Source organism: Gangjinia marincola, assembly GCF_039523415.1.
In the GTDB taxonomy this organism is placed as follows: Bacteria; Bacteroidota; Bacteroidia; order Flavobacteriales; family Flavobacteriaceae; genus Gangjinia; species Gangjinia marincola.
In genome coordinates, this window is the sequence record NZ_BAAAFG010000015.1 from 586,102 (window position 1) to 608,381 (window position 22,280).

The following is a 22,280-nucleotide window of genomic DNA, read 5'->3' on the forward strand; positions in this document are numbered from 1 at the left end:
CTGCCGTAAGGCAAAAGAAAAGGATATTAAAAATCTGCGTCAAAGCTGATTTTTTGATCTTCTTTATCTGTACTTAAAACGCCGGCCTTTTGATACTCTGATACGCGCTTTTCAAAGAAATTTGTTTTTCCTTGTAGCGATATCATATCCATAAAATCAAATGGATTGGCAGTACCGTACTCTTTTTCACATTCTAATTCTACTAAAAGGCGATCAGTAACGAACTCTAGATATTGCGTCATTAAGTTAGAGTTCATCCCAATTAAACTTGCCGGGAGTGACTCTGTTATAAACTCACGTTCAATATTTAATGCGTCAATAATGATGGAACGAATACGTTCTTTAGGCACTTTATTTACTAAGTGATTGTTATGCAGATGTACGGCAAAATCACAATGAACGCCTTCATCACGAGAAATTAATTCATTAGAAAAGGTTAGCCCGGGCATCAAACCGCGTTTTTTCAACCAAAAGATAGAACAAAAGGCACCTGAAAAGAAAATACCTTCAACTGCGGCAAACGCAATCAAGCGTTCTGCAAATGAATCTGACTCGATCCATTTTAACGCCCAATCGGCTTTTTTCTTGATGGCAGGGAAATTCTCAATGGCATTAAATAAAAGATCTTTCTCTTTTTCGTCCTTTACATAAGTATCGATAAGAAGGGAGTAGGTTTCAGAATGGATATTTTCCATCATGATTTGAAAACCATAAAAGAACTTCGCTTCACTATACTGAACTTCATTGACAAAATTTTCAGCCAGGTTTTCGTTTACTATTCCATCACTAGCTGCAAAAAACGCAAGAATATGTTTGATAAAATACTTTTCATCTGCGTTTAACTTGGTAGACCAATCGGTAAGATCTTGGTGAAGGTCAATTTCTTCGGCTGTCCAAAAACTAGCTTCAGATTTCTTATACCATTCCCAGATATCGTGATGTTGAATAGGAAAAATGACAAAACGATCTTTGTTTTCTTGTAAAATTGGTTCTACCTGGGCCATGTGATTTATTTTTTATGAGTACTTATTTTCTTTTTTAGCTAGATAACAAAGATGACAAAAAATGAAGCGTAAAAGCGACAAACCTTTGGGTGGGTTTTCAACAATTTTTTAACATCGCTTAAAACACCAGTAAAACCGTTAGATGATATACTTTTTTGAAATTCAGTTAGTTGCGTTTAATTTTTAGACAGAATATTTTCCTGGGCAAAACACCCATAGCAAGGGCTTTTACAGTGGTTGATCGATGAATGTCATCCTAAAAATCGATTGATTTTTAGGCAAAAAAAAGAGCGCTTGAAAAGCGCTCTTTTTAACAGGATTAGGATGAAATTATAATCCTTCTACCGTGGCAGTGACGTCTAATTTTAATTCCATCGTGAAATCGACAGGCGCATTTTCTGCATTGCCGGTTAAGATTAAATCGATGCTTTCATTATTTTTTAGTAATACCGCGACATCATTTAAAAAAGAAGGATCTTGTATTTGTGTTACAATTTGATTCACTTGATCTTCTAAGGGATTGGTCTGATCAATCGTAACTATTTTCCCTCCAATGTTTAAACTACCAGAAACCAAGGCTTCTTCATTACCATTTACATTCTTAAAGGTATAAGACATAGCGTTAATGACTAATCCTTCAATTTTATCGCGGTTGTTATTGATTTCTTGATTATCAATACCAATGGTCATGGATTTTGAGAAAGATTGAATGTCTTCATCGCCGGCAGCAACTTGTACCGATATATTTTCTGTGATCGTATTGTCAATGTCCACTTGTGTAAGTTCCTCAACTTCATCGCAAGAAATGACGAGAGCGATTGTGAATAAACATAGAAATAGATTTTTTAAAACGTGTTGAGATTTTTTCATGATTATTTTATTAAGAATTTTGGATTAGAATTTATACATCACACCAGCTGATAGAATCAACTGATCTGCATCTGAGAGGACATATTTTAAGTCGCCGTTGAGCATAAGTTGATCAGATAAGTCATAGAATACTCCGCCACCTATATTTAATCCTGTTTCACTGGCCGAGAAAGAATCTTGACCAAAAAAGCCAAAATCATCGTCATATTCAATTGTGAAACTGGTAATGTTAATTCCTGCAGCTCCATATACTTTGAGGCCATCGCCTTCGTTTAGAAAGTTGTAGTGTGCGTCCAGGTTAATAGAAGTTGAATATGAATCAAAACCGTCTCCACTTTCACCAAAAAAATAAAGGAAATCTCCCGCACCGCTCCAGGTATCGGTAATGTCATACATGGCTTTTACTCCTATACCTAGTCCAGCAAAGTCACTTTCGGTTCCATAACCGACTTGTGCACCCGCAGAAAATTGTGCGTTTGATTGAATTGAACATAAAGTGATTGCTGCGACCACTAGTAATTTACTTATTGTTTTCATAATAAAAAGTTTGTTAATTAGGTTATTACACTCTTTTATGTGTGTTTGTAAAGAAGGTTAACACACAAACACAAAAAAGCCGCAAAACACCTGGTCATGCGACTTTTTCTCTAAGCATCAGTTGGTCAACTGATATTAAATTCCCTTAAACCATTGAGCATACTTGTCTCCTAAAATAGGAAGCGGTTTTTGTTTGTGATTAATTGCATTCATCAATCCCATAATCCAAAAGATTAATAGACCAACAGCCGCGATTAACCAAATAATTTGTCCTAGAATGGGAATGATATTAATGAAGCTTACCACAAAACCGGTGAGCATTAATCCCAGGGATTGTCTAATATGAAATGAGGCAAATTCATGCTTTTTTTCACTATTCATCACAAATGCAATGACTAGCCCAATTAGAGTAAGATAAGCGATAATTGCTATGGTTTTGTCCTGGCCGCTATCGGTAAGGCTTGTTTCAGTTTTAGTTTCCATGATGTTGTATTACGTTTATAAGTTTAGTTGACAATAAATTCTACTCTGCGATTTTTAGCTTTACTGGCAGGATCAGTTCCTTTTTCTAAGGGGTCTGTTTCTCCTTTTCCATTAGTGCTGAGTTGTTTTTGGCTTACGCCGAAATTTTCTACGAGATACTCCTTGACCGAAGCTGCTCTCTTTTTAGAAAGTTCAAGGTTAGACGCATCAGATCCGTCAATATCAGTATGACCGATAATTGTTACGTTTTTGGAAGTATTCTCGTTTAATACTGAAGCAATCTCTTTGAGTGTTCCGTTTGAAGCTGGTTTAATTTGAGCACTACCGCTATCAAAGGTAATCCCGTAGGTGACGAGTTTACCTTCGGTAATCAATTTACTGCGCATATCGGGTTTGCCCACCGCATACCTAACATTACCCAAATAGTAATACATGTCTGTTGGAGAAATATTTGCATAGAACCTTAGGTGATTGATGTCTGTATTTTTTTCAAATGCACGGGGAACGTCAAAGACTTTTTGATCATCTACATATACGCGTAAACGCTGTTTTTGTCGCCATACCGAGATGTGCATTTTTTCACCTCGCCCACGATTATCTTTATTGAGTTGACCAATTTTCTTTTCACCCTTTAGATTTAGGTTTTTATCTGTCGTGTATTTTGCGTATTTCACGCTTCCACCACCTCCAATTCCACCATTTATAGCGAACATAAATCCGTTTTTACCGGTATCGGGTCTATCCATTTGATATGCGGGATTAGAAAGGTCAGAAATACCAAGAACAAAGTTTCTTACGTACGCATACGTATCAACATTATAGTCAAAGACCACGTCAAACTCCAGCGTGAAATTATCTGGAAACGTATTGATAAATTCTGGCACCAAAGCTCCTTTACCCTGACCGATTTCAATCCAACGTCCTTCTTGATTGTTGAGTGTGACTACTTCGGCACTATTGGATGAATTCCATTTAGCGGGCAGATCACCAACTTCGTCCTGCGAGAAATCCTCATAGGCGATAAGTTTTTCGCCGGGGACAAAGTCAAACTTTTTATTGACCCCAAACCCCGGTCCTTCATTTTCTATAGAATCATCTGTTGTTGATTCACCGGGTTCTGCATTATCTTTGTTTTTAGAGGAGTTAGACTTCTTCTTTTTTTTCTTTCCTTTTCCCTCTACGGTTTTATCGAAGACCTTTCCGGTTTCTTTAGATGTTTTTTGTTCACTTTTGTTAAGTACGGTTCGTTCTGCCGCTTGTTCAACGCGTTTTCCTAATTTTTTAAGGAATTGTGCTTCGGCGGAGACCGAAAAAAAGAATATTCCTATCAAAAGTACTAGTGTTGGTTTTAGTTTCATGATATTTTAGGTATTGGTTTTCTTATTGATGTTCTTTAAATGGACAGGTTAACACGTTAAGGGGATAAAATTGTAAAAGCCACTTTGAAAAAGCAGCTTTTATCTTTGTTGGCTAATTCAAATAAATTATATTGAATTATCTTTTTATGTGCCTACTGCGTATAGGTTAACATAAAAGGCATTTTATTTGAGAGTTAAGGTTAACCTTGCAACGCAATCCAACACTAAATGACTAAACAAACCACCCTGGAAGCGCTTAAAAAAGGAGATGAAGAGGCTCTGCAAGAAATTTATATTTCTAACCGTGAGCCATTTATCAATTATGCATTAAAATTCAACTTGGACCGAGATGAAATTTTAGATGTATATCAGGATGCTATTATTGCGCTGCAAGAAAATATCGTCTCTGGTAAGTTGTCCTCATTAAGCAGTAGTATTAAAACGTACCTATTTGGAATAGGCAAGTATAAAATTTATGAAAAAATTAGGAAGCAGAGCAAGTTAACCTTGGTAGAAGAGAACACACTAAAGGAGGAAGAATACGATCTGGATCTGCATGAAGACGCCCCAAGCGAACAGCAGATTCTTTTAAAAGAAGGCTTTAGTATGCTTGGAGATCGCTGTAAGAGAATCCTCGAATTATTTTACTATCGGGGATACACGATTGATGAGATACGGGTTTCTGAAAACTATGAAAATAACAATACAGTAAAAAGCCAAAAATCGCGCTGTTTAAAAAGCTTGCGGCAAGCTGTATTAAATCCTACAAATTAATGGAACGCGAAGAACTAATTGAACGGTATTTTGAGCAAAAGCTTACTGTAGAGGAACAAGCAGAATTTGATGCTCTTCTTAAAAATGACACGGCTTTTTCTAAAGAAGTGGATTTTAGAAATGATGTAAAACAAGCCATCAATCTCAACAAAAGAGAAGAACAAAAGGCATTGTTACAGGGATTTGAAGAAGAACTCAATAACGCTACAACATCTCAACAATCCACTACACCAAAGATTTGGTTGGTAGCAGCTTCTATCGTTGCATTAATTGCAGTAGGTATTTATGGTGCATTGCAGTTTTCCAGTCAAAGTCCAGATGAATTATATCTTGCATACTATGAACCTTATGAAAATGTGGTAAAGCCTATTGAACGAGGTGAAGTTAGTGAGGATGCTGTTACAAAAGCCTTTGCTGCATATGAAATGGAAAATTATCAGTTTGCCATTAAGCAATTTGACTCGTTATATACTATTACTAATGAGGGATATTATCTGCTGTATCAAGCTAATGCCTACATGGCATTAGATCAATACGATCAGGCAATTCCTTTACTGGAGAAACACATAGCTCTTAAGGATGACTTTCAACCTAAATCATTATGGTATCTGGGATTGAGTTATTTAAAGACCGAACGTGCCGATATGGCTAAACCTCTTTTTGAATTGCTGGTTTCAAACAATGGATATAAAGCTGCCAAGTCGAAAGAGATTTTAGAGGAGTTGTAGTCCCATCCTAAATCCTTCCCAAAGGGAAGGACTTTTCTTTTTTCTGTCTACTCAACGTAGCTCCCTTCTTTTGTTTACCACCGGCGAATTCGCATAAGTGGATAACAAGATGTCATGGTTGTAATGTATATGTCGTATTAGCAGAAAAGACTTCCACACATACTACCTTTATAACATAATATATCTCCCTAAATTCCTCTTCAAACAGGCACTTAGCATCTTTGAAAGTCTTAACTCTTACTACGAAGATTTCTGCCTCTTGAAAAAAACAGTATACCTGCCAATAGCACAACTCCAATCAACACATACCACCAATAACTCCACGCAGCAGTTAGCGGCAGTGTGTTGCCAGAAACTACAAATCCAGCCCAGTAGTAGGGATGTTTTAACAATTCATCATCTGTATTGTTTAAATAATCTAATTTAGCCATGCGCATGGCTTCGGCTTTGTTTTCTCCTTCATCTAAATGTGTATAGAAGTAATTCATCAGGGTAGCGGTCGACTTATCGTTCACTTTCCATAGTGAAGTGACCAAAGATGAAGCTCCTGCATAGTTGAATCCACGTGCAATGCTTAACATTCCCTCACCTTCTTTGAGTTTTCCTACCCCGGTTTGACAGGCACTCAAGGTGACTAAATCTGCATTAAGGGAATACGTATACAAATCTTTGACGTACAATAAATCTTGAATGGAGTCTTTTGGTGCAAAGGCCAAATAGGAATAATCTGGAAACTCATCATTTGCCGCTGCATGCGTAGCAAAGTGAAAGATGTTGTAGGTATCATCAATCTCCTTAAATCTAGAGAGCGATGCTTGGTCACCCACCAGTTGTTGCCCGTTGAAATAGGTTGAAATCAGCCCAGCTTCTTGCGTATTATACTTTAAAGGTCCAAAGTCTACCCGTTCTGACGCAATAGGTAGTACTTCACCACTAAAGCTTGGTGCAAATGCCATCAATTGATGTTGATCACTGGGCTTTTTATCTTGTTGCTTGGTATAAAGGGTCGCAGAATTGGCATAACTTATAGCGAATTCATTAATTAAGTAAGCCTCTTGTTCAGCATCATACAATAGATCAAACGGGAGATAATTCAAACCACCATCTGCCACAATAACGACACGCGGAGTGCTAATTGAATCAAAAATAGTTTTAAATAGGTTAGTATAAATATCGGCTGAGGTTTGCTTGAGACGGTCAAGGGATGAATTTGATTCAATGATCGAAATATCCTTGCAAAAATTAGTTAATTCAGTCATATCCTCCTGTGAAGCAGAAAGCTTTATAAAATGTTTCTCTTGAGAAGAAACCAGAATGGCATACGTAGTATTATCCTGACTAAAAAAAGAGGCTAAGGTGGTTTGGTCATCCAGTTTTTGCTGCAGTTCTGATAAAGAGGTGACACCAACGTTATATTTTAATTCATGGTATTTGGGATAGGTCGTTTTAATACTATCCAGGTAGCTAAAATAATCTCCGCGAAGCCCAACCAGTCGTTCATCAACCCCAGGCGTAGCGCCTTGTTCCATTTGCTGTTTTTCCAGCTGAGTGATCTGTGCGCGATAAATTTGTTCTTTGGTGATGATTTCCTGTGGTACGTTTGCAAACGACTCCACTTGTGAACTTTGCAGTGCTTCTAATAACAAAATGGCTTTACTCTTTTCTGAAAATAAAAAGGCATCCTCAAGGTATTGGTCGTCGTTAGTCTGTTGGTGTAACGCGTAGGCATTCGCCATCATGAGATTAAACGATGGATACGTCTCATCAATCAGGAATTGTTTGTCCAGCTTACTTTCAAACTCTGGTTTTAAGGCATCTAGTGTTGCTACGATGGCAAGTGACGTTTGGTGTGCCTGAGTGAGGTAGCTATTCTTTTTTTCTGCGGAATAGGCTTGTTGAAGGAGTTCTAATTTCTGCCGAAGTATGGGCAGCAGTGCAATCTTGGAAATCACCTGGTCTGGTGTTGGATTTTGTGCAATCTCTGAAGCGTTAAACGAGGCAGATAAGCGTTGCAATCCTTCCTGAAGCTGTTGCAGACTTTTGTTGAACTTTCCCTGCGCAGCATACACCTTCGCACTATTGGCATGTGCTTGAGCTAGGTCTTCATGAACTGCGGTAGAACGATAGGCTTTAGTTTGTGCTAAGCTTTTTTGATACAAGGTAATGGCCTGCTCATAATCTTTAGTGGCTAAGGCGTAATCGCCTTTTGACATGGTGTATTCAATAGTAAACTTTGGGTTGTCATTATAGAGATAATCCTGTTCATTTAATTGGTTGATTAAAGCTTTGGCTTGATCAAACTGATTGGTTTTGATGTAGAGGTTTAAGAGTTTGGTTTGTGCAGAGAATTTGTAGTTTTTCGTCAAATCATTATTAGAAAACTCTATTAGATAAGAAATAGTTTCTTCGTAAAGGTCAATAGCTTCATCAAACTTATTCAGTTTACTATAAATTTTACCAAGGGCAAAATTTGCATCTACCTTATAAGATTGCCAATTATCAATAATTTCATTGTACTGTTCTAAACTATTAAGCTGATCAGTAATTATATTTTGTGCTAAATTTAGTTTATTCTCACTAATATAAATTTCGCGTAAAAAGTTAGAAGTAACTACAATATTTCCATGAGGGTCATCAAAATATTTGAAATTTAGAGTGTCATTTAATTTATTTAGTTGGGATTTTAGAATTTTTTTAGCATTATTGTTATTACCTAATTTATACTCAAGAATAGCTTTATTAAGTAGTGCGTCATTAAATTGTCTTTCAAAAAGTGTATTGCTTAATTGGTTTTTATATCTCGATAAATCTTTAATAAAACTTTCTAACGTTTTATTTAATTGAGATAAGTCGTTATAATAACTATGCAGAAAGACCATCCATCGATATGTATGGAAAAACTCCTCAAATTTATGTTCATCAAGCTGTAATTTTTGGGCACTTTTTAAAAAAATCAGAGTACTATCTTTATTTTTATAAATGTTATTCTCCGCCTTAGACATTAGATTTTCTGAGGATTGAGAATATCCGACAAGCGAGTGGAGTAATAATAAAATACAAAGATAAATTCGATTCATAAAAAAACCCTTGATTTACAAGGGCTTAAAGTTAAATTATTTTTTCGATTTACATTCTTTCCACAGCAACACTATAACTAATCATCTCACCTGTAGGTTCAAAGAATTTTTCAACGCTGAGCCAATGGGTTTCACTATCTGAAAACTCAATGATAAATCCGAAGGATTCCTGATCAATTTCAAATCCAAGATCGCCTGGGCTAACGACTTCAACCACTTCTCCACCGGGTTCTTCATTACTTTCTATTACATTAAAATCTATAAGATCTTCTTGACCAATAAATATGACAGGAAGTTTTTTAGGTTTTCTAGGAACCGGGCAGATAGATACTCCTGGATCAGGGTCACAAGGATTAGGCAATGGAGGTAGTACAAATCCTAATTTTTCTAAATTATTAAGGTTTGAGGATACGTAATCCAAATAGCCCTCATTCATTTCTATTTGCTGCTGAACTTCATCTTGATTTGCATCTGGATTTTGAAGTTCTTGTTCCAAACGAACTAATTCATTTGTCAAATAATGCTGGTGTAGTTGAAGTTCAAAATAGGCTTCTCCAGCTTCGATTTCATTTTGATCTCCTGCATCCCCGGGGGTACAGCTATTACAGCTTACGATCATAAATGCGCCTACAATAAGCGCAAAAAAATTAACTTTTTTCATTGTGTGTTGGTTTAAATTATACACTATTTGGTGTTGGGGACGCAAACAGGTTAACAAGAATACACACTTTTTTTGGGCTACTCCAATGTTTTTAGACGATCTACTATTTTTATAGACAAAAAACACGCTAACCAAATGATGATTAACGTGTTAATTGAGTTTTTATGCAATAGTTATGAGCCTGCCTATTCAAGAGGAATTTCATAAGACACTTCTCTACCATCTATTCTTTTAGTCACTTCAAAACTATAATCTCCATTACCTAAAACTGGAAGCGTGAATGTTTGAGTGATTAAAACTTGATTGCCATTCTCATTGTAGATGGTTAAGTTGCTTGGTGAAGATGTTACAGTTTGGTAGATTCTCCCATCTAACTTAATCACTACGCTTAAGGTACGGTCGTTTGCTAAGATTTTAGGTGATGGGCTTCTTGGAACCGGACAAATGGCAAAGCAAGGACTTGGTTTCGGTGGTGGAGGAAGTACTATAATATCTCTGCCATTTTGATCATGACTATATTGTTCAGGAATGTTATCTAAGAAATAATCATAAAGTTGATCTTCGACATACTCTCTCGCGCTAGAAGATGATCTATCTTCTACATTGACTCCTTGATCATTTAAAGGAGATTGAATTTCGTTTTCTTCGGTGGTACAGGAAAATAATGTAAGGATACAAAGAATTAGGGGTAATGCAAGTTTACTTTTCATAAAGTAGTATTTTTAGTAAAGATAAAGCTACACATTATTTTTTAATTTGATTGCTGTTTTTTCTAGTTCACTATACCAAGCTGCACCAAATTTACGTACTAATGCTTCTTTAACAAATTTATAAACAGGTACTTGCAGTTCTTTTCCTAAGGTGCAGGCATCGCTGCAAATTGGCCAGCGGTGATAATTGACCGCAGAAAATTCGCTGTAATCCTGCACACGAACCGGGTATAAATGACAGGAAATGGGTTTTTTAAAATCTGTGGCACCGGCGTTGTAGGCTTCTTCGATTCCGCATTTGGTGATGCCTTGCTCATCAAAGGTGACGTAAGCACATTCTTTATCATTGACTAGCGGAGTTTCAGGTTCGGTATCTTTACCAATCACAGAGGTTCCTTGTTGTTCTATGGCTTTAATACCTTCCGGACGTAAAAAGGGCTTTACATCATCGTAAATCTCTTTTAAAATGTCTATTTCAGCTTCGGTCAGTGGAGCACCTGCTTCACCCGCCACGCAACACTCGCCTTTACACGCGTTGAGGTTGCACACAAAGTCGTTGGTAATAATTTCTTCAGAAACAATGGTTTTACCCAGTTGGAACATTTTTTTTAGTTGTTAGCTGGTAGTCTCTAGTTGTTAGTATTTACTTGTTGTTCTTAATTCTACATCCTGAATCATAAATAATAAAAACACAAATATACCACCCTTTTTAAGCTTACATAAATTTGATATTTATTTAACGTGCTTGGTTAGAAATAAGTTGGAATAGCAGTAATTTTGCAAAAAATTTGAAAATGCAAGACATCGCTTTGAATTCTACCGAGATATTTGCCACTTTTATGGTGCTCTTTGCCGTGATTGATATCATAGGCAACATCCCTATTATCATTGATTTGCGAAAAAAAGTAGGTCATATTCAGTCAGAAAAGGCTTCGATCATTGCCGGGGTTATCATGATCATATTTTTATTCTTAGGGAAAAGCATCCTAAATGTTATTGGCGTAGATGTAAACAGTTTTGCTGTGGCGGGAGCCCTTGTGCTATTCTTTATTGCGATAGAAATGGTGCTTAATGTGACCTTATATAAACCCGATGAGGAGGAAGGATTAAATGCTACCGTTTTTCCGCTGGCTTTCCCATTGATAGCGGGACCGGGAAGCATCACCACCTTACTTTCGCTAAGAGCAGAATACGCCATTCAAAATATTATCGTGGCGGTATTACTCAACGTAATTGTGATTTACGTGGTGCTTAAAACCTCCAGCCGAATTGAGCGTTTGATCGGTAAAAACGGAATTAACATTATACGTAAGGTTTTTGGTGTAATTTTGTTAACGATTTCAGTGAAACTCTTTGCTGCGAACATTAAAGAATTATTTGTCTAATGAAAATTTTCACTTACATCTTAATTGGCGTTGCTGCTGCCTTGATGATCTATAATCTAACCTTAGTTAACTATACTGATTTCTTTGCAGAAGACAGTAAGATTGCTCTCATTGGAGTCATCTCTTGTCTATGTGCTATAGTTCTAATGACGATTTTATTGGTTTCTAAAAAAATTGCTGCTAAGTCAAAAGGCAGGTAACTATCCTTAGACAGGCCTGTACTGAGTGTTGCCTAATTGCTCAGGATGACATTGAAATGCATTGTAGTCACAACTTGTCGATGACGGTTTTAGGATAAAAATTCTGTTACTAATGAGATAGTATTTTATAAGATATCCTTCGACAGAGCCTGTACTGAGCACTGACGAAGTACTCAGGATGACAGTAGGTTTTGATTCTACTTTTTCAGTTGTCAGTCAGAGCCTGTCGAAGACGGCTTATGAACTGTATATTTTCATTTTACTGATTATCCTTCGACAAGCCTTTACTAAGCTTTGACGAAGTGCTCAGGATGACATCGAGTTAATGGATACGTATAGAATTGTCAGTCAGAGCTTGTCGAAGACGGCTCTGAAACTAAGAATTTTATCAAAAATTAGATGAAGTCTTTCTAGGCTATCCTTCGACAGAGCCTGTACTGAGCACTGACGAAGTACTCAGGATGACATTAAGTTTTTATTCTACGTTTTCAGTTGTCAGTCAGAGCCTGTCAAAGACGGCTTGTGAACTGTATATTTTCATTTTACTGATTATCCTTCGACAAGCCTGTACTGAGCACTGACGAAGTACTCAGGATGACATTAAGTTTTTATTCTACGTTTTCAGTTGTCAGTCAGAGCCTGTCGAAGACGGCTTATGAACTGTATATTTTCATTTTACTGATTATCCTTCGACAAGCCTTTACTAAGCTTTGACGAAGTGCTCAGGATGACATTTAGTTCAAATCAACTTCTATATCACTTTAAGTCTACAACTCAATCAAATTTCAATCAGGTTTCCCAAATTGTGTATAATTCTTAGAAAACTTGACCAAATCATCCCAATTTTCTTCTATCAATGCTTCTTTTTTACTCCTAGACCAACCTTTAATTTTCTTTTCCATTCGTATGGCTTCATCAGGTGTGGAACACTGCAAGAACCATTTTAGGTGTATCGGTCTTCTACTTCTTGTGTAATTGTCGTAAGTTTTTCCTTCTAGATGCTGCTGAATTCGTTTTTCTAAATCACTTGTCATACCCGTATAGTAACTACCATCACTACATAGAAGAATGTATACGTAATAAAATTTCATTCTGAAAGATAAAGAAGAAAAATCCAATTTTCCTAGGATATCCTTCGACAAGCTCAGGATGACAGTAAGTTTTGATTATGCGTTTTCAGTTGTCAGTCAGAGCCTGTCGAAGACGGCTTGTGAACTGTATATTTTCATTTTACTGATTATCCTTCGACAAGCCTTTACTAAGCTTTGACGAAGTGCTCAAGACGACATCGAGTTAACGGATACATATAGAATTGTCAGTCAGAGCCTGTCGATGACGGCTTTGGGAGCAGAAATACTATTCTTCTACCAACTCTTTTACTTTATCAATCAATGGATCATCTTGATTGACTAACTTTTCAAACATAGTATTCCCAAACAGTTGTTGTCCAATTGTGGCTTTGAGGTAACGTTTTAAGAGCGTTTTATATTCAGTAATCGTGAGATTATAATTGAACTCCTTTAGATAAGAAAGGTAATCTTGAACGGTTTGATCTTCTACTTCAAAATCATCTACAAAAGTTTTCTTATCTAAAGAATTGAGATAACTTCGGTTTTTTTCAATGTATTCAAAGGTAAATTGGTTCATTGCACCACTGCGCAATAGATAGTTGAGGTGTTCACTTTGGTAGTTGGTATCCTTCGGGACAAAAACATCAGGGATGATCCCGCCACCGCCATACACTACTTTTCCACCGGGAGTGGTGAACTTTAAAGAATCTGCTACTTCAATATTTTTGGCATCCTCCAATTCTCCATTTTCATATCGGTCCAGGTATTCATCAAAATAGGCTTCCTTCCCATCGTCATAAGGACGTTGGATTGACCTTCCGGTCGGAGTAAAATAACGGGCAATCGTTAGACGTACTGCACTGCCATCACCTAATGACATCTCGCGTTGCACTAACCCTTTGCCATAAGATCGGCGACCTACAATCGTTCCTTTATCATTATCCTGTAACGCGCCGGCGACTACCTCGCTAGCTGAAGCTGAATTTTCATTCATAAGCACATATACCTGCCCATTTTCATACATTCCGGCATTTGTAGCGAATGTTTTATCGATTTCACCTTTTTTGCTTTTCGTAAAAAGAATGAGTTTATCATCTTCTAAGAATTCATCTGCTATTTTAATGGCTTCGCTTAAGTAACCGCCACCATTATTTCTTAAGTCCAGAATAAGTTGATTGGCACCTTGATTTTTGAGATTTTTAAGCGCTTTCTTAAATTCTTTGTAGGTCGATTCTGCAAAACGATTGATCTTAATGTAGCCTAGGTCATCGGTGATCATGTAAGCTGCATCTACACTTTTAAGCGGAACGGTTCCCCGTGTAACAGTGAAGTCCAGTAATCGATCTTCGGTTTTGCGATATACCTTAAGATTAACCTTTGTATTTGCTGCGCCTTTAAGTTGGCGGGTAATGGAATCATTATCCAGGTTACGATTGAAAAGTTGTTGCCCATTAGCAAATAAGATGCGATCCCCTCCTTTTATCCCGGCACGTTCACTGGGGCCGTCTTCCAGTGCTCTTATCACGACAATGGTATCATTAATATTGTAAAAGCTTACGCCAATGCCTACAAAATCTCCTTTCATATTTTGAGCAACGCGTTCATACTGCTCTGGCGGAATATACGTAGAGTGAGGATCTAAGTTTTTAAGTATCCCATTGACCGTCACATCCACAATACTATCGGTATTTACATCATCTACGTATTCATAGTCTATGTAATCGATTAGGCGGGTAAGTTTTTGTTTTTTCTTACTGTTAGGAGTACTAAATACCGACCCTGAATCATCAAAATAATCCAGTCTGCCGCCGATAATAATACCGATAGAGCAGGCAGCACCAATGATAAGCGGAAGATATTTTTTTGAATACGTACTCATTTATATCAGCTCTTCAATTAAAACTATTTCAACACCGGCCTTTTGTAAAAATTTGATTCCGCTGTTATCCTTATAGGGATTGCGGTATACCAAACGCTTTATACCCGATTGATGTATTAGCTTGCTACATTCTTTGCATGGTGACATGGTAATGTAGAGTGTGGCATCTTTGCAGGATTGAGTAGATCCTGCAACTTTTAAGATCGCGTTCGCTTCGGCATGAAGCACGTACCATTTGGTGTAATTATCCTCGTCTTCACACGGGTTTTCAAAACCTGTTGGAGTGCCATTATACCCATCACTAATGATCATACGATCTTTAACAATTATTGCGCCAACTTTTTTGCGTTTACAATGCGAAAGCTGTGCCCACTCTTCGGCAATACGCAAATAAGCTTTGTCAAATTTAAGTTGTTTTTGATCTGTCATTCAGAAATATCTCTATGTTTCGAAGATACGATTTATGCTATTTTCTTTATTGATATGGGTCTTGTTTTTTCTTCGGAAAATTACCAGAAGGCAGTATCTCTTAGAATAGGTAAACAAAGCCCAATGACGACAGAAGAGGCAATAAGGACCCATTCTTTTTCTGAAAAGCGTATGACACTCGTCATTAAAAAGGTAAGCATAATGACCGAAATAACGATCAGCACTTGCGCGAGTTCAATACCTAAAGCAAAAGAGACTAACTGAAGCATTTTTGAACTACTGCCACTCTCAATAAGTCTAAAATAGTTAGAGAATCCCAACCCGTGAATAATCCCAAAGAAAATAGTACTTATCCATAGTATTTTAGAATTTGCTGCAGTTTTACCTCCGGTAATGATATTATACACGGCTGTAGCAAGAATTGTCGCCGGAATCAAGAATTCAACCAACGAAGCATTAACCGCAATAATTTCATAGATAGATAGTACTAACGCTGCTGTATGCCCCAGTGTGAATAAAGTGACTAAAATGAGTGCTTTTTTCCAATCTCTAAACGTAAAGGGAGCGGCTAAAACAATTAAAAATAAAATATGATCATAACCATTCCAATCCAGAACATGAGATAAACCCAGTTCAAAATATATCCAAAATTGTGACAAAGTATTTCTTTTTGTTAATACCTGCTAAGGTAAACATTAACGGGAATTCATCTAAAAGAGTGTGTTTCATATAAGTTTTCAGCTTATTTTATTAATTTTAAAGAAATTATGACCACATGAAACACATCTACACAGCAGTATGTTGCCTTATTACATTTTTTAATTTTGCTCAAGAAGCTATCATTTTTGATGATTGGTATTTAGATAAAGTAGTCATTGATGGGGATGAATCATTTGTGTCCAATCAGTTTGCTTACCTCATGCAGTTTGATGAAAGCGGGACTAATTTTCAAGGAGGATCGTGTAATGGCTTATATGGGGATATTAATTTAGATACAGATGCCTTAAATTTTGAGCTTTTTGGAGCGGCGGCCACGTTATTAGATTGTTCTGGTCATCCCAATGGTGGGATTGAATCAATACACGATCAATTTTATCAAAATCAACCTATTGGAGCAGTCTTTACGTATGCGATTACTACTGAAACTTACGCTGATCAATTGATCATTACAAATCCAGACGGTGATACGGCTATTTACAATAATCAAATTATTAGCGGAGATGATTTTGAAGGAAGCTGGTATATTTCTCATCTACAGATTGATGGAAATGAGATTTACCCCGGGCAAACCGGCGACAATCTCTATATGAATGTAAGTGAAAATGAAGAAACGCAATCAGGTATTTGTAATGGACACGTTTTTCAATTCGTAAAGATTGCCAACTCCAACGACTTTACGATTCCAGGAGGAATGAATTCTACACTTGCCGACTGTTCCAACAATCCAAATTATGATTTTGAGCTTTTGTATCAAGAATTTTATAACGGGAATAATGATCCAAATCAAATTTTCACGTATGAAATTGAAACACTGGGCAATGGCGCACAGCGTTTAGTCATCATTCGAGAAGATCAGGATATGGTGTTTTATCAAACCAATTCGTTAGGGATAAACGATCAACACGCATTAGTGGCAAGCATTTATCCTAATCCAGCGAAGGATGTGGTAACGATTTCTTCAGAGGTAGTGATTGATAAGGTGGAGGTATTTAATCTTCAGGGAAAGCAAATATTGACAGCTAACCTACAGCAAAATCAATTGGATGTTTCTTTTTTGCCGCCGGGAATATACTTTATACACCTATCTTCAGTCGAAGGTATAGCGATAAAAAAATTAGTAAAAGAATAGGAATAGATGAAGTTGGGAGATTAAATTAGATAACAACGTTAGAAAAAATAAAGTGAATCATTGTTCTCTTCACGCTCCTCGTGAGAATAAAAAAGAGATTGCTCACGTTAGAATGAGTTAAGAAGGAATAATCGTTTGAATTGCACTTCATCGGTGGGATTCATTTGCTTACAGCAAATGTTCCCTTCACGCTCCTCGTGAACATCACAAAAAACGATTCCTACAACAAATTTCAAAAAAAAAGAGCAAGCTCCATTTTTGAAACTTGCCTTGTAATCACTCTTTTTTGTGATGCATTGTACCTTGGGTGGGAATCGAACCCACACTCCTAAGAACGCGAGTTTGAGTCGCGCGCGTCTACCAATTCCGCCACCAAGGCTATTTATTTCAAGCGGAGTAATGACTTGCACCATTACTATTTTCAATGCTTGGCGTCTACCTCCCGATACGTTGGTACCGCCAATAAAGCAATTGAAGTGCAAAATTAAAACATTTTTTTGGATGCACTTTAAAATAATAGATAGATTACTTTATAATGGTAATTTATTGTCTAAATTTGCAGCCCTGTAAAAAGGATGTAAATCATTCGTTTTAAGTAATCTAAACATGACCGCTAAACATACCGCCGAAGCTAAATTTTTTGCTTGTAGCCAAAGTCAGGAATTAGGACAGCAAATCGCTGACCTTTATGGGGCTAGATTAGGGAAGATTATTACATCGCATTACAGCGATGGTGAGTTTCAGCCTTCATTTGAGGAGTCTGTGCGCGGTACGCGTGTTTTCATAATTGGATCAACCCATCCCGGGAGTGATCATTTGATGGAAATGTTATTGATGCTGGATGCGGCTAAAAGAGCTTCAGCACGACACATTACCGCTGTTTTACCCTATTACGGGTGGGCGCGTCAAGACAGAAAGGATAAACCACGAGTGCCAATTGCTGCTAAATTAATTGCAAAAATGCTGGAAACAGCAGGCGCAACGCGAATTATCACCATGGACTTGCATGCAGATCAGATTCAGGGTTTCTTTGAAAAGCCGGTAGATCATTTATTCGCATCAACGATCTTTTTACCTTATTTACAGAAACTAAACCTCTCAGACCTTACCGTGGCTTCGCCAGATATGGGAGGGTCAAAAAGAGCTTACGCCTATAGCAAAGCCCTAGAAAGTGATGTAGTAATCTGTTATAAACAACGTGCAAAAGCTAATGTGATTTCGCACATGGAGTTGATCGGTGATGTAACGGGTAAAAATGTGGTGCTGGTCGATGATATGGTAGATACCGCAGGCACGCTCACTAAAGCGGCAGATTTAATGATAGAACGGGGAGCATTAAGCGTAAGAGCGATTTGTACACACGCCATTTTATCTGGTGATGCGTATGAAAAAGTAGAAAAATCTAAGCTGGAAGAGTTGATCGTTACAGATTCAATTCCGCTTAGAAAAAAGAGCAATAAGATTAAGGTGGTGAGTTGTGCACAGTTGTTTGCAGATGTGATGAAGCGCGTACACAAGAATAAATCCATCAGCTCTAAGTTTATAATGTAATTTATTAATTTTTAAATAGTTAACATGAAGTCAATTTTGATCAATGGATCTAAAAGAGAAAGCGTGGGCAAAAAGAGTACTAAAGCCCTACGTAATGCTGATCAGGTTCCTTGCGTATTATACGGGGGAGATCAGCCAGTACATTTTGCTGCACCAGAGCTAGCATTCAAAAACCTGGTGTACACTCCTAATGTGTATACAGTAGAAATTGAACTAGAAGGTAAAAAACACAATGCCATTTTACAGGATATTCAATTTCATCCTGTGACAGATCGTATTCTGCACATCGATTTTTACCAGATTTTTGATGATAAGCCGGTGATGATGGAAATCCCTGTAGATTTTATCGGGACGCCAAAGGGAGTGAAAAATGGTGGAGTGCTAAGAAAGAACTTTAGAAAGCTTAGAGTAAAGGGATTACCTCCCAAACTTCCAGATTTCATTACAGCTGAAATTACCAAACTTAAAATTGGAAATAAATTATCAGTGTCTGATCTAGCTTCAGGAGATTATACGTTTATGCATCCCGATAATGCGGTGGTTTGTTTAGTACGTACTTCTCGGAATATTGTTGAAACCGATGATGAGGATGATGAAGAGACCGAAGCAGGTGATGTACCGGCAAGTGAGCAAGGTGAGCCACAGGCTGATGTTGCCGCAGAATAACTATTTTTTTGTAATTAGATGTAAAAGCATCCGTCGTTAGGCGGATGTTTTTTTATTTTTACTCAAATTTGATATCGCGTATACATGCTTCAATTTTTTGGTAGAATTTTCAGAACAGAAAAAAAAGAAGAGGTAGATCCTATGAAAAAATTTTTGATCGTCGGTTTAGGAAATATTGGACCAAAGTACCACAATACCAGGCATAACATAGGGTTCAAGATTTTGGATCATTTGGCTAAAAAAGAAGAATTATCCTTTGAATCTGCAAAACTGGGAGACAAAACTACCTATAAATTCAAAGGACGATCATTTACTTTAATTAAACCCAGTACCTTTATGAATTTAAGTGGTAAAGCTGTTCGCTATTGGTTGGAGAAAGAGAAGATTGCATTAGAAAATTTGCTGATTATCACAGATGATCTCAATCTTGAATTTGGTACAATACGTATTAAAACAAAGGGAAGTGATGGAGGTCACAATGGATTAAAAGACATCCAGGCTCAACTCAATACGACGTCGTATAATCGATTTAGATTTGGGATAAGCGCTCAATTCTCAAAAGGAAAACAGATAGATTATGTGTTAGGAAAATGGAGTCAAGAAGAGCAAGAAATATTAGATAAGCGTTTGGATGATTGTGTAGAGGCGATTAAGTCCTTTGGTACAGCAGGAATTGCCAGAACAATGAATACATTTAATGGGAAATCGTAAAGAGTGAAAACACATCAAGGGATAACATCATTTAAAAGTAGTCGGCGTACGGTTGTTACCGTGGGAACCTTTGACGGGTTGCACGTTGGGCATCAAAAAATCATTGACCGGCTAATACAAACAGCCCAGAGTTATAACCTTGAATCTGTTGTATTAACTTTTTTTCCACACCCCAGGATGGTGTTGCAAAAAGATAGTGATATCAAATTGATCAATACGATTGAGGAACGTACCCAAATCCTTTCGAGTATTGGCTTGGATCATTTAGTCATACATGCATTTACGAAGGAATTTTCACGTTTATCTGCACAAGAGTATGTTGAAGAGGTTTTGGTTGACAAGCTTAACGTTAAGAAAATTATTATTGGATACGATCATAGGTTTGGTCGAAACAGAACTGCAAGTATTAAAGAATTGAGGTCTTTTGGTGAGATATATGATTTTGAAGTCGAAGAAATCTCCAAACAAGAAATTGAAGCTGTTTCAGTAAGTTCTACTAAAGTAAGAAATGCTATTTTAGAAGGTGATATCACCTTGGCGAATCAATACCTAAGTTATCCTTTTTCTATAGGCGGAAAAGTAGTTAAAGGCAAGCAATTAGGTAGAACATTAGGATATCCTACGGCAAATATTCACGTTGCCGAAGAGTACAAGATCATTCCCCGAAACGGCGTTTATATCATTAGATCTGTGATTGACAACCAACCTTATTTTGGCATGATGAACATAGGAAACAATCCTACCGTAGGTGGAAAAGCGCAAACCATTGAAGCCTACTTTTTTGAGCTGAGTCAAGACCTTTATGGCAGCTATTTATCAGTCCAGCTTCTCAAGCGCATTAGGGACGAAGAAAATTTTGAGAGTATTGAAGAACTTGTGCTTGCCATGAAAAAGGATGAGGCTTATTCAAAAGAGTTTTTGAATAAATTCAGCACACGGCCATGATATCAACACATTTTTTTGAACGAAATCTTTTTAAGCAGATCGACAATAGTGCACTGGTCGTTTTTAGAATGTGTTTTGGTTTCTTAATTACCTGTGAGGCCTGGGGAGCTATTGCTACGGGCTGGGTCAAGAGGGTGTTTGTGGAACCTCAATTCACCTTTAATTTTATTGGATTCGATTTTTTGCAACCACTTCCAGGCGATGGGATGTATTATTATTTTGGGTTGATGGGAATTTTTGGGGTTTTTGTCATGATTGGGCTAAAATACCGCTGGAGCATGTTAGCCTATGCAGTGATGTGGGCTTGTGTTTATCTAATGCAAAAATCTTCGTACAATAATCACTATTACTTATTGATGCTTCTCAACTTTATCATGTGCTTTTTGCCGGCAAGTAGATATGCGTCTATTGATGTTTTGTTAAAACCATCCTTCAAAAAGATCTCAATGCCCAGATGGGTGTTGGTGTTTATCATTTTACAACTTTGGATTGTGTATACTTACGCCGCTTTAGCAAAACTTTACCCGGATTGGTTAGATTCAAGTGTGCCCGGTATATTAATGAAAGCCAGAGCAGACTACTGGTTGATAGGCGATGTACTTCAAGAACCCTGGATTCATAAAATAATTGCTTATGTAGGGATTTTCTTTGATTTGTTGATCATTCCGGCATTATTGTATAAAAGAACCAGAACCTTCGCATTTGTGGTTTCTATCTTTTTTCATTTGTTCAACAGTATCATTTTTCAAATTGGGATTTTTCCGTATTTATCATTGGCGTTTACGTTGTTTTTTTTTCCTTCAGAGTTGATCCATCGCCTCTTTCTTCGGCGAAAGCCATATTATGAGGAAGAAAAGATTATTGTTCCACCGTATAAAAATTTATTTATTGCAGCCCTTAGCGTTTGGTTTATTATCCAAGTCGCCTTACCATCAAGACACTGGTTTTTTACAGATAATGTACTGTGGACCGAAGAAGGCCACCGTCTAAGCTGGCGTATGATGTTACGCAGTAAAAGCGGAAGTTCTTCGTTTAAAATTGTCAATAAAACAACAGGAAAGGAAACTTATGTTAGAAAGCGGGATTATCTTTCGCCTAAACAACTGCGGAGCATAAATACAAAGCCTGACTTTATATGGCAGTTCGCCCAGCGATTAAAGGAAGAGTATGCAGAAAAAGGAGAAGAAATAGAAGTGTACGTAAGGGCGAGAGTAAGTGTAAATGGTAGAAAGTCTCAAATACTAATCGATCCAACTGTTGATATGGCAGCAGCGCCTTATTACCATTTTAAACATAACCCCTGGATTTTACCATCAAAACTGGACTAATATAGGTGCATTGTGTACCTTTGTCGCCTTTAAATACACAGTCATTACGATTACGTTCTAATCAA

At 37.2% G+C, this 22,280-nt stretch carries 23 protein-coding genes and 1 tRNA gene; 10 read left to right on the plus strand and 14 right to left on the minus strand.

Features of this window, described 5'->3' with window-relative positions:
• Positions 1-26 precede the first annotated feature (26 nt).
• The 5 genes from ABD000_RS10430 to ABD000_RS10450 all read right to left on the minus strand — a co-directional run bounded on the left by ABD000_RS10430 (position 27) and on the right by ABD000_RS10450 (position 4,252).
• Positions 27-1,004: a ribonucleotide-diphosphate reductase subunit beta gene (locus tag ABD000_RS10430; RefSeq protein WP_343767044.1), complete on the minus strand. Its 978-nt coding sequence runs from the start codon at positions 1,002-1,004 to the stop codon at positions 27-29.
• 330 nt (positions 1,005-1,334) lie between these two features.
• Positions 1,335-1,874, minus strand: coding sequence for a hypothetical protein (locus tag ABD000_RS10435; RefSeq protein ID WP_343767046.1), 540 nt, complete (start codon positions 1,872-1,874; stop codon positions 1,335-1,337).
• A 24-nt stretch (positions 1,875-1,898) separates the two neighbouring features.
• On the minus strand, positions 1,899-2,411 hold the full coding sequence (locus ABD000_RS10440; protein WP_343767049.1) for an outer membrane beta-barrel protein: 513 nt from the start codon (positions 2,409-2,411) through the stop codon (positions 1,899-1,901).
• Positions 2,412-2,546: 135 nt separating this feature from the next.
• A complete protein-coding gene (locus ABD000_RS10445; protein ID WP_343767052.1) occupies positions 2,547-2,894 on the minus strand; it encodes a DUF4870 domain-containing protein in 348 nt (115 codons plus the stop codon).
• Between the two features lie 23 nt (positions 2,895-2,917).
• The gene (locus ABD000_RS10450) at positions 2,918-4,252 is read right to left on the minus strand and encodes an OmpA family protein (protein WP_343767054.1); all 1,335 of its coding nucleotides are present in this window, start codon (positions 4,250-4,252) and stop codon (positions 2,918-2,920) included.
• 228 nt (positions 4,253-4,480) lie between these two features.
• On the opposite strand from ABD000_RS10450, the gene ABD000_RS10455 reads away from it, so the two are divergent.
• A complete protein-coding gene (locus tag ABD000_RS10455; RefSeq protein WP_343767057.1) occupies positions 4,481-5,026 on the plus strand; it encodes an RNA polymerase sigma factor in 546 nt (181 codons plus the stop codon).
• A complete protein-coding gene (locus ABD000_RS10460) occupies positions 5,026-5,754 on the plus strand; it encodes a tetratricopeptide repeat protein (RefSeq protein WP_343767059.1) in 729 nt (242 codons plus the stop codon). Before ABD000_RS10455 ends, ABD000_RS10460 begins: the two co-directional genes overlap by 1 nt.
• Before the next feature lie 230 nt (positions 5,755-5,984).
• Here ABD000_RS10460 and ABD000_RS10465 read toward each other — a convergent pair whose 3' ends face one another.
• From ABD000_RS10465 to ABD000_RS10480, 4 genes are all read right to left on the minus strand, one after another.
• Positions 5,985-8,756 carry a CHAT domain-containing protein gene (locus ABD000_RS10465; protein WP_343767061.1) on the minus strand — a complete coding sequence of 924 codons (2,772 nt, stop codon included), beginning with the start codon at positions 8,754-8,756 and terminating at the stop codon, positions 5,985-5,987.
• Between the two features lie 124 nt (positions 8,757-8,880).
• Positions 8,881-9,492 (minus strand): hypothetical protein, encoded by a 612-nt coding sequence (locus ABD000_RS10470; protein ID WP_343767063.1) that lies wholly within the window; start codon positions 9,490-9,492, stop codon positions 8,881-8,883.
• A 185-nt stretch (positions 9,493-9,677) separates the two neighbouring features.
• The gene (locus ABD000_RS10475) at positions 9,678-10,202 is read right to left on the minus strand and encodes a hypothetical protein (RefSeq protein ID WP_343767065.1); all 525 of its coding nucleotides are present in this window, start codon (positions 10,200-10,202) and stop codon (positions 9,678-9,680) included.
• A 27-nt stretch (positions 10,203-10,229) separates the two neighbouring features.
• Positions 10,230-10,805, minus strand: coding sequence for a DUF3109 family protein (locus ABD000_RS10480; RefSeq protein WP_343767068.1), 576 nt, complete (start codon positions 10,803-10,805; stop codon positions 10,230-10,232).
• 191 nt (positions 10,806-10,996) lie between these two features.
• Here ABD000_RS10480 and ABD000_RS10485 point away from each other — a divergent pair, with 191 nt between their 5' ends.
• Together ABD000_RS10485 and ABD000_RS10490 are read left to right on the plus strand one after the other, a co-directional pair.
• The gene (locus tag ABD000_RS10485; protein WP_343767071.1) at positions 10,997-11,587 is read left to right on the plus strand and encodes a MarC family protein; all 591 of its coding nucleotides are present in this window, start codon (positions 10,997-10,999) and stop codon (positions 11,585-11,587) included.
• Entirely contained in the window at positions 11,587-11,787 is a 201-nt protein-coding gene (locus ABD000_RS10490) for a hypothetical protein (protein ID WP_343767073.1), read from the plus strand. Before ABD000_RS10485 ends, ABD000_RS10490 begins: the two co-directional genes overlap by 1 nt.
• Positions 11,788-12,572: 785 nt before the next feature.
• Here the strand turns inward: ABD000_RS10490 and ABD000_RS10495 are convergent.
• From ABD000_RS10495 to ABD000_RS10510, 4 genes are all read right to left on the minus strand, one after another.
• A complete protein-coding gene (locus ABD000_RS10495) occupies positions 12,573-12,878 on the minus strand; it encodes a GIY-YIG nuclease family protein (protein WP_343767075.1) in 306 nt (101 codons plus the stop codon).
• A 265-nt stretch (positions 12,879-13,143) separates the two neighbouring features.
• Positions 13,144-14,736, minus strand: a complete 1,593-nt coding sequence (locus ABD000_RS10500) for a S41 family peptidase (RefSeq protein WP_343767077.1) — start codon at positions 14,734-14,736, stop codon at positions 13,144-13,146.
• Entirely contained in the window at positions 14,737-15,165 is a 429-nt protein-coding gene (locus tag ABD000_RS10505) for a deoxycytidylate deaminase (RefSeq protein WP_343767079.1), read from the minus strand. It lies immediately after the preceding gene.
• An 80-nt stretch (positions 15,166-15,245) separates the two neighbouring features.
• A complete protein-coding gene (locus ABD000_RS10510; RefSeq protein WP_343767081.1) occupies positions 15,246-15,824 on the minus strand; it encodes a HupE/UreJ family protein in 579 nt (192 codons plus the stop codon).
• 116 nt (positions 15,825-15,940) lie between these two features.
• Between ABD000_RS10510 and ABD000_RS10515 the strand changes: the two genes are divergently transcribed.
• Positions 15,941-17,014: a T9SS type A sorting domain-containing protein gene (locus tag ABD000_RS10515; RefSeq protein ID WP_343767084.1), complete on the plus strand. Its 1,074-nt coding sequence runs from the start codon at positions 15,941-15,943 to the stop codon at positions 17,012-17,014.
• Between the two features lie 299 nt (positions 17,015-17,313).
• On the opposite strand, the gene ABD000_RS10520 is transcribed toward ABD000_RS10515, so the two are convergent.
• Positions 17,314-17,393: transfer RNA gene (locus ABD000_RS10520), tRNA-Leu, on the minus strand.
• Positions 17,394-17,620: 227 nt separating this feature from the next.
• Between ABD000_RS10520 and ABD000_RS10525 the strand changes: the two genes are divergently transcribed.
• The 5 genes from ABD000_RS10525 (at position 17,621) to ABD000_RS10545 (ending at position 22,215) form a co-directional block, all read left to right on the plus strand.
• Positions 17,621-18,565, plus strand: coding sequence for a ribose-phosphate pyrophosphokinase (locus ABD000_RS10525; RefSeq protein WP_343767086.1), 945 nt, complete (start codon positions 17,621-17,623; stop codon positions 18,563-18,565).
• Positions 18,566-18,589: 24 nt separating this feature from the next.
• Positions 18,590-19,231, plus strand: coding sequence for a 50S ribosomal protein L25/general stress protein Ctc (locus tag ABD000_RS10530; RefSeq protein WP_343767088.1), 642 nt, complete (start codon positions 18,590-18,592; stop codon positions 19,229-19,231).
• A gap of 84 nt (positions 19,232-19,315) precedes the next feature.
• The gene (gene pth, locus ABD000_RS10535; protein WP_343767090.1) at positions 19,316-19,942 is read left to right on the plus strand and encodes an aminoacyl-tRNA hydrolase; all 627 of its coding nucleotides are present in this window, start codon (positions 19,316-19,318) and stop codon (positions 19,940-19,942) included.
• Positions 19,943-19,945: 3 nt separating this feature from the next.
• Positions 19,946-20,887, plus strand: coding sequence for a bifunctional riboflavin kinase/FAD synthetase (locus ABD000_RS10540; protein ID WP_343767092.1), 942 nt, complete (start codon positions 19,946-19,948; stop codon positions 20,885-20,887).
• Positions 20,884-22,215 (plus strand): HTTM domain-containing protein, encoded by a 1,332-nt coding sequence (locus ABD000_RS10545; RefSeq protein WP_343767096.1) that lies wholly within the window; start codon positions 20,884-20,886, stop codon positions 22,213-22,215. The genes ABD000_RS10540 and ABD000_RS10545 overlap by 4 nt, the downstream gene beginning before the upstream one ends.
• Positions 22,216-22,280 lie beyond the last annotated feature (65 nt).

What these genes read in the sequence shown, in the direction of transcription:
- ABD000_RS10430 (WP_343767044.1), bottom strand. Translation starts at nt 1,004, where the DNA reads ATGGCCCAGGTAGAACCAATTTTACAAGAAAACAAAGATCGTTTTGTC.
- ABD000_RS10435 (WP_343767046.1), bottom strand. Translation starts at nt 1,874, where the DNA reads ATGAAAAAATCTCAACACGTTTTAAAAAATCTATTTCTATGTTTATTC.
- ABD000_RS10440 (WP_343767049.1), bottom strand. Translation starts at nt 2,411, where the DNA reads ATGAAAACAATAAGTAAATTACTAGTGGTCGCAGCAATCACTTTATGT.
- ABD000_RS10445 (WP_343767052.1), bottom strand. Translation starts at nt 2,894, where the DNA reads ATGGAAACTAAAACTGAAACAAGCCTTACCGATAGCGGCCAGGACAAA.
- ABD000_RS10450 (WP_343767054.1), bottom strand. Translation starts at nt 4,252, where the DNA reads ATGAAACTAAAACCAACACTAGTACTTTTGATAGGAATATTCTTTTTT.
- ABD000_RS10455 (WP_343767057.1), top strand. Translation starts at nt 4,481, where the DNA reads ATGACTAAACAAACCACCCTGGAAGCGCTTAAAAAAGGAGATGAAGAG.
- ABD000_RS10460 (WP_343767059.1), top strand. Translation starts at nt 5,026, where the DNA reads ATGGAACGCGAAGAACTAATTGAACGGTATTTTGAGCAAAAGCTTACT.
- ABD000_RS10465 (WP_343767061.1), bottom strand. Translation starts at nt 8,756, where the DNA reads ATGTCTAAGGCGGAGAATAACATTTATAAAAATAAAGATAGTACTCTG.
- ABD000_RS10470 (WP_343767063.1), bottom strand. Translation starts at nt 9,492, where the DNA reads ATGAAAAAAGTTAATTTTTTTGCGCTTATTGTAGGCGCATTTATGATC.
- ABD000_RS10475 (WP_343767065.1), bottom strand. Translation starts at nt 10,202, where the DNA reads ATGAAAAGTAAACTTGCATTACCCCTAATTCTTTGTATCCTTACATTA.
- ABD000_RS10480 (WP_343767068.1), bottom strand. Translation starts at nt 10,805, where the DNA reads ATGTTCCAACTGGGTAAAACCATTGTTTCTGAAGAAATTATTACCAAC.
- ABD000_RS10485 (WP_343767071.1), top strand. Translation starts at nt 10,997, where the DNA reads ATGCAAGACATCGCTTTGAATTCTACCGAGATATTTGCCACTTTTATG.
- ABD000_RS10490 (WP_343767073.1), top strand. Translation starts at nt 11,587, where the DNA reads ATGAAAATTTTCACTTACATCTTAATTGGCGTTGCTGCTGCCTTGATG.
- ABD000_RS10495 (WP_343767075.1), bottom strand. Translation starts at nt 12,878, where the DNA reads ATGAAATTTTATTACGTATACATTCTTCTATGTAGTGATGGTAGTTAC.
- ABD000_RS10500 (WP_343767077.1), bottom strand. Translation starts at nt 14,736, where the DNA reads ATGAGTACGTATTCAAAAAAATATCTTCCGCTTATCATTGGTGCTGCC.
- ABD000_RS10505 (WP_343767079.1), bottom strand. Translation starts at nt 15,165, where the DNA reads ATGACAGATCAAAAACAACTTAAATTTGACAAAGCTTATTTGCGTATT.
- ABD000_RS10515 (WP_343767084.1), top strand. Translation starts at nt 15,941, where the DNA reads ATGAAACACATCTACACAGCAGTATGTTGCCTTATTACATTTTTTAAT.
- ABD000_RS10525 (WP_343767086.1), top strand. Translation starts at nt 17,621, where the DNA reads ATGACCGCTAAACATACCGCCGAAGCTAAATTTTTTGCTTGTAGCCAA.
- ABD000_RS10530 (WP_343767088.1), top strand. Translation starts at nt 18,590, where the DNA reads ATGAAGTCAATTTTGATCAATGGATCTAAAAGAGAAAGCGTGGGCAAA.
- pth (WP_343767090.1), top strand. Translation starts at nt 19,316, where the DNA reads ATGCTTCAATTTTTTGGTAGAATTTTCAGAACAGAAAAAAAAGAAGAG.
- ABD000_RS10545 (WP_343767096.1), top strand. Translation starts at nt 20,884, where the DNA reads ATGATATCAACACATTTTTTTGAACGAAATCTTTTTAAGCAGATCGAC.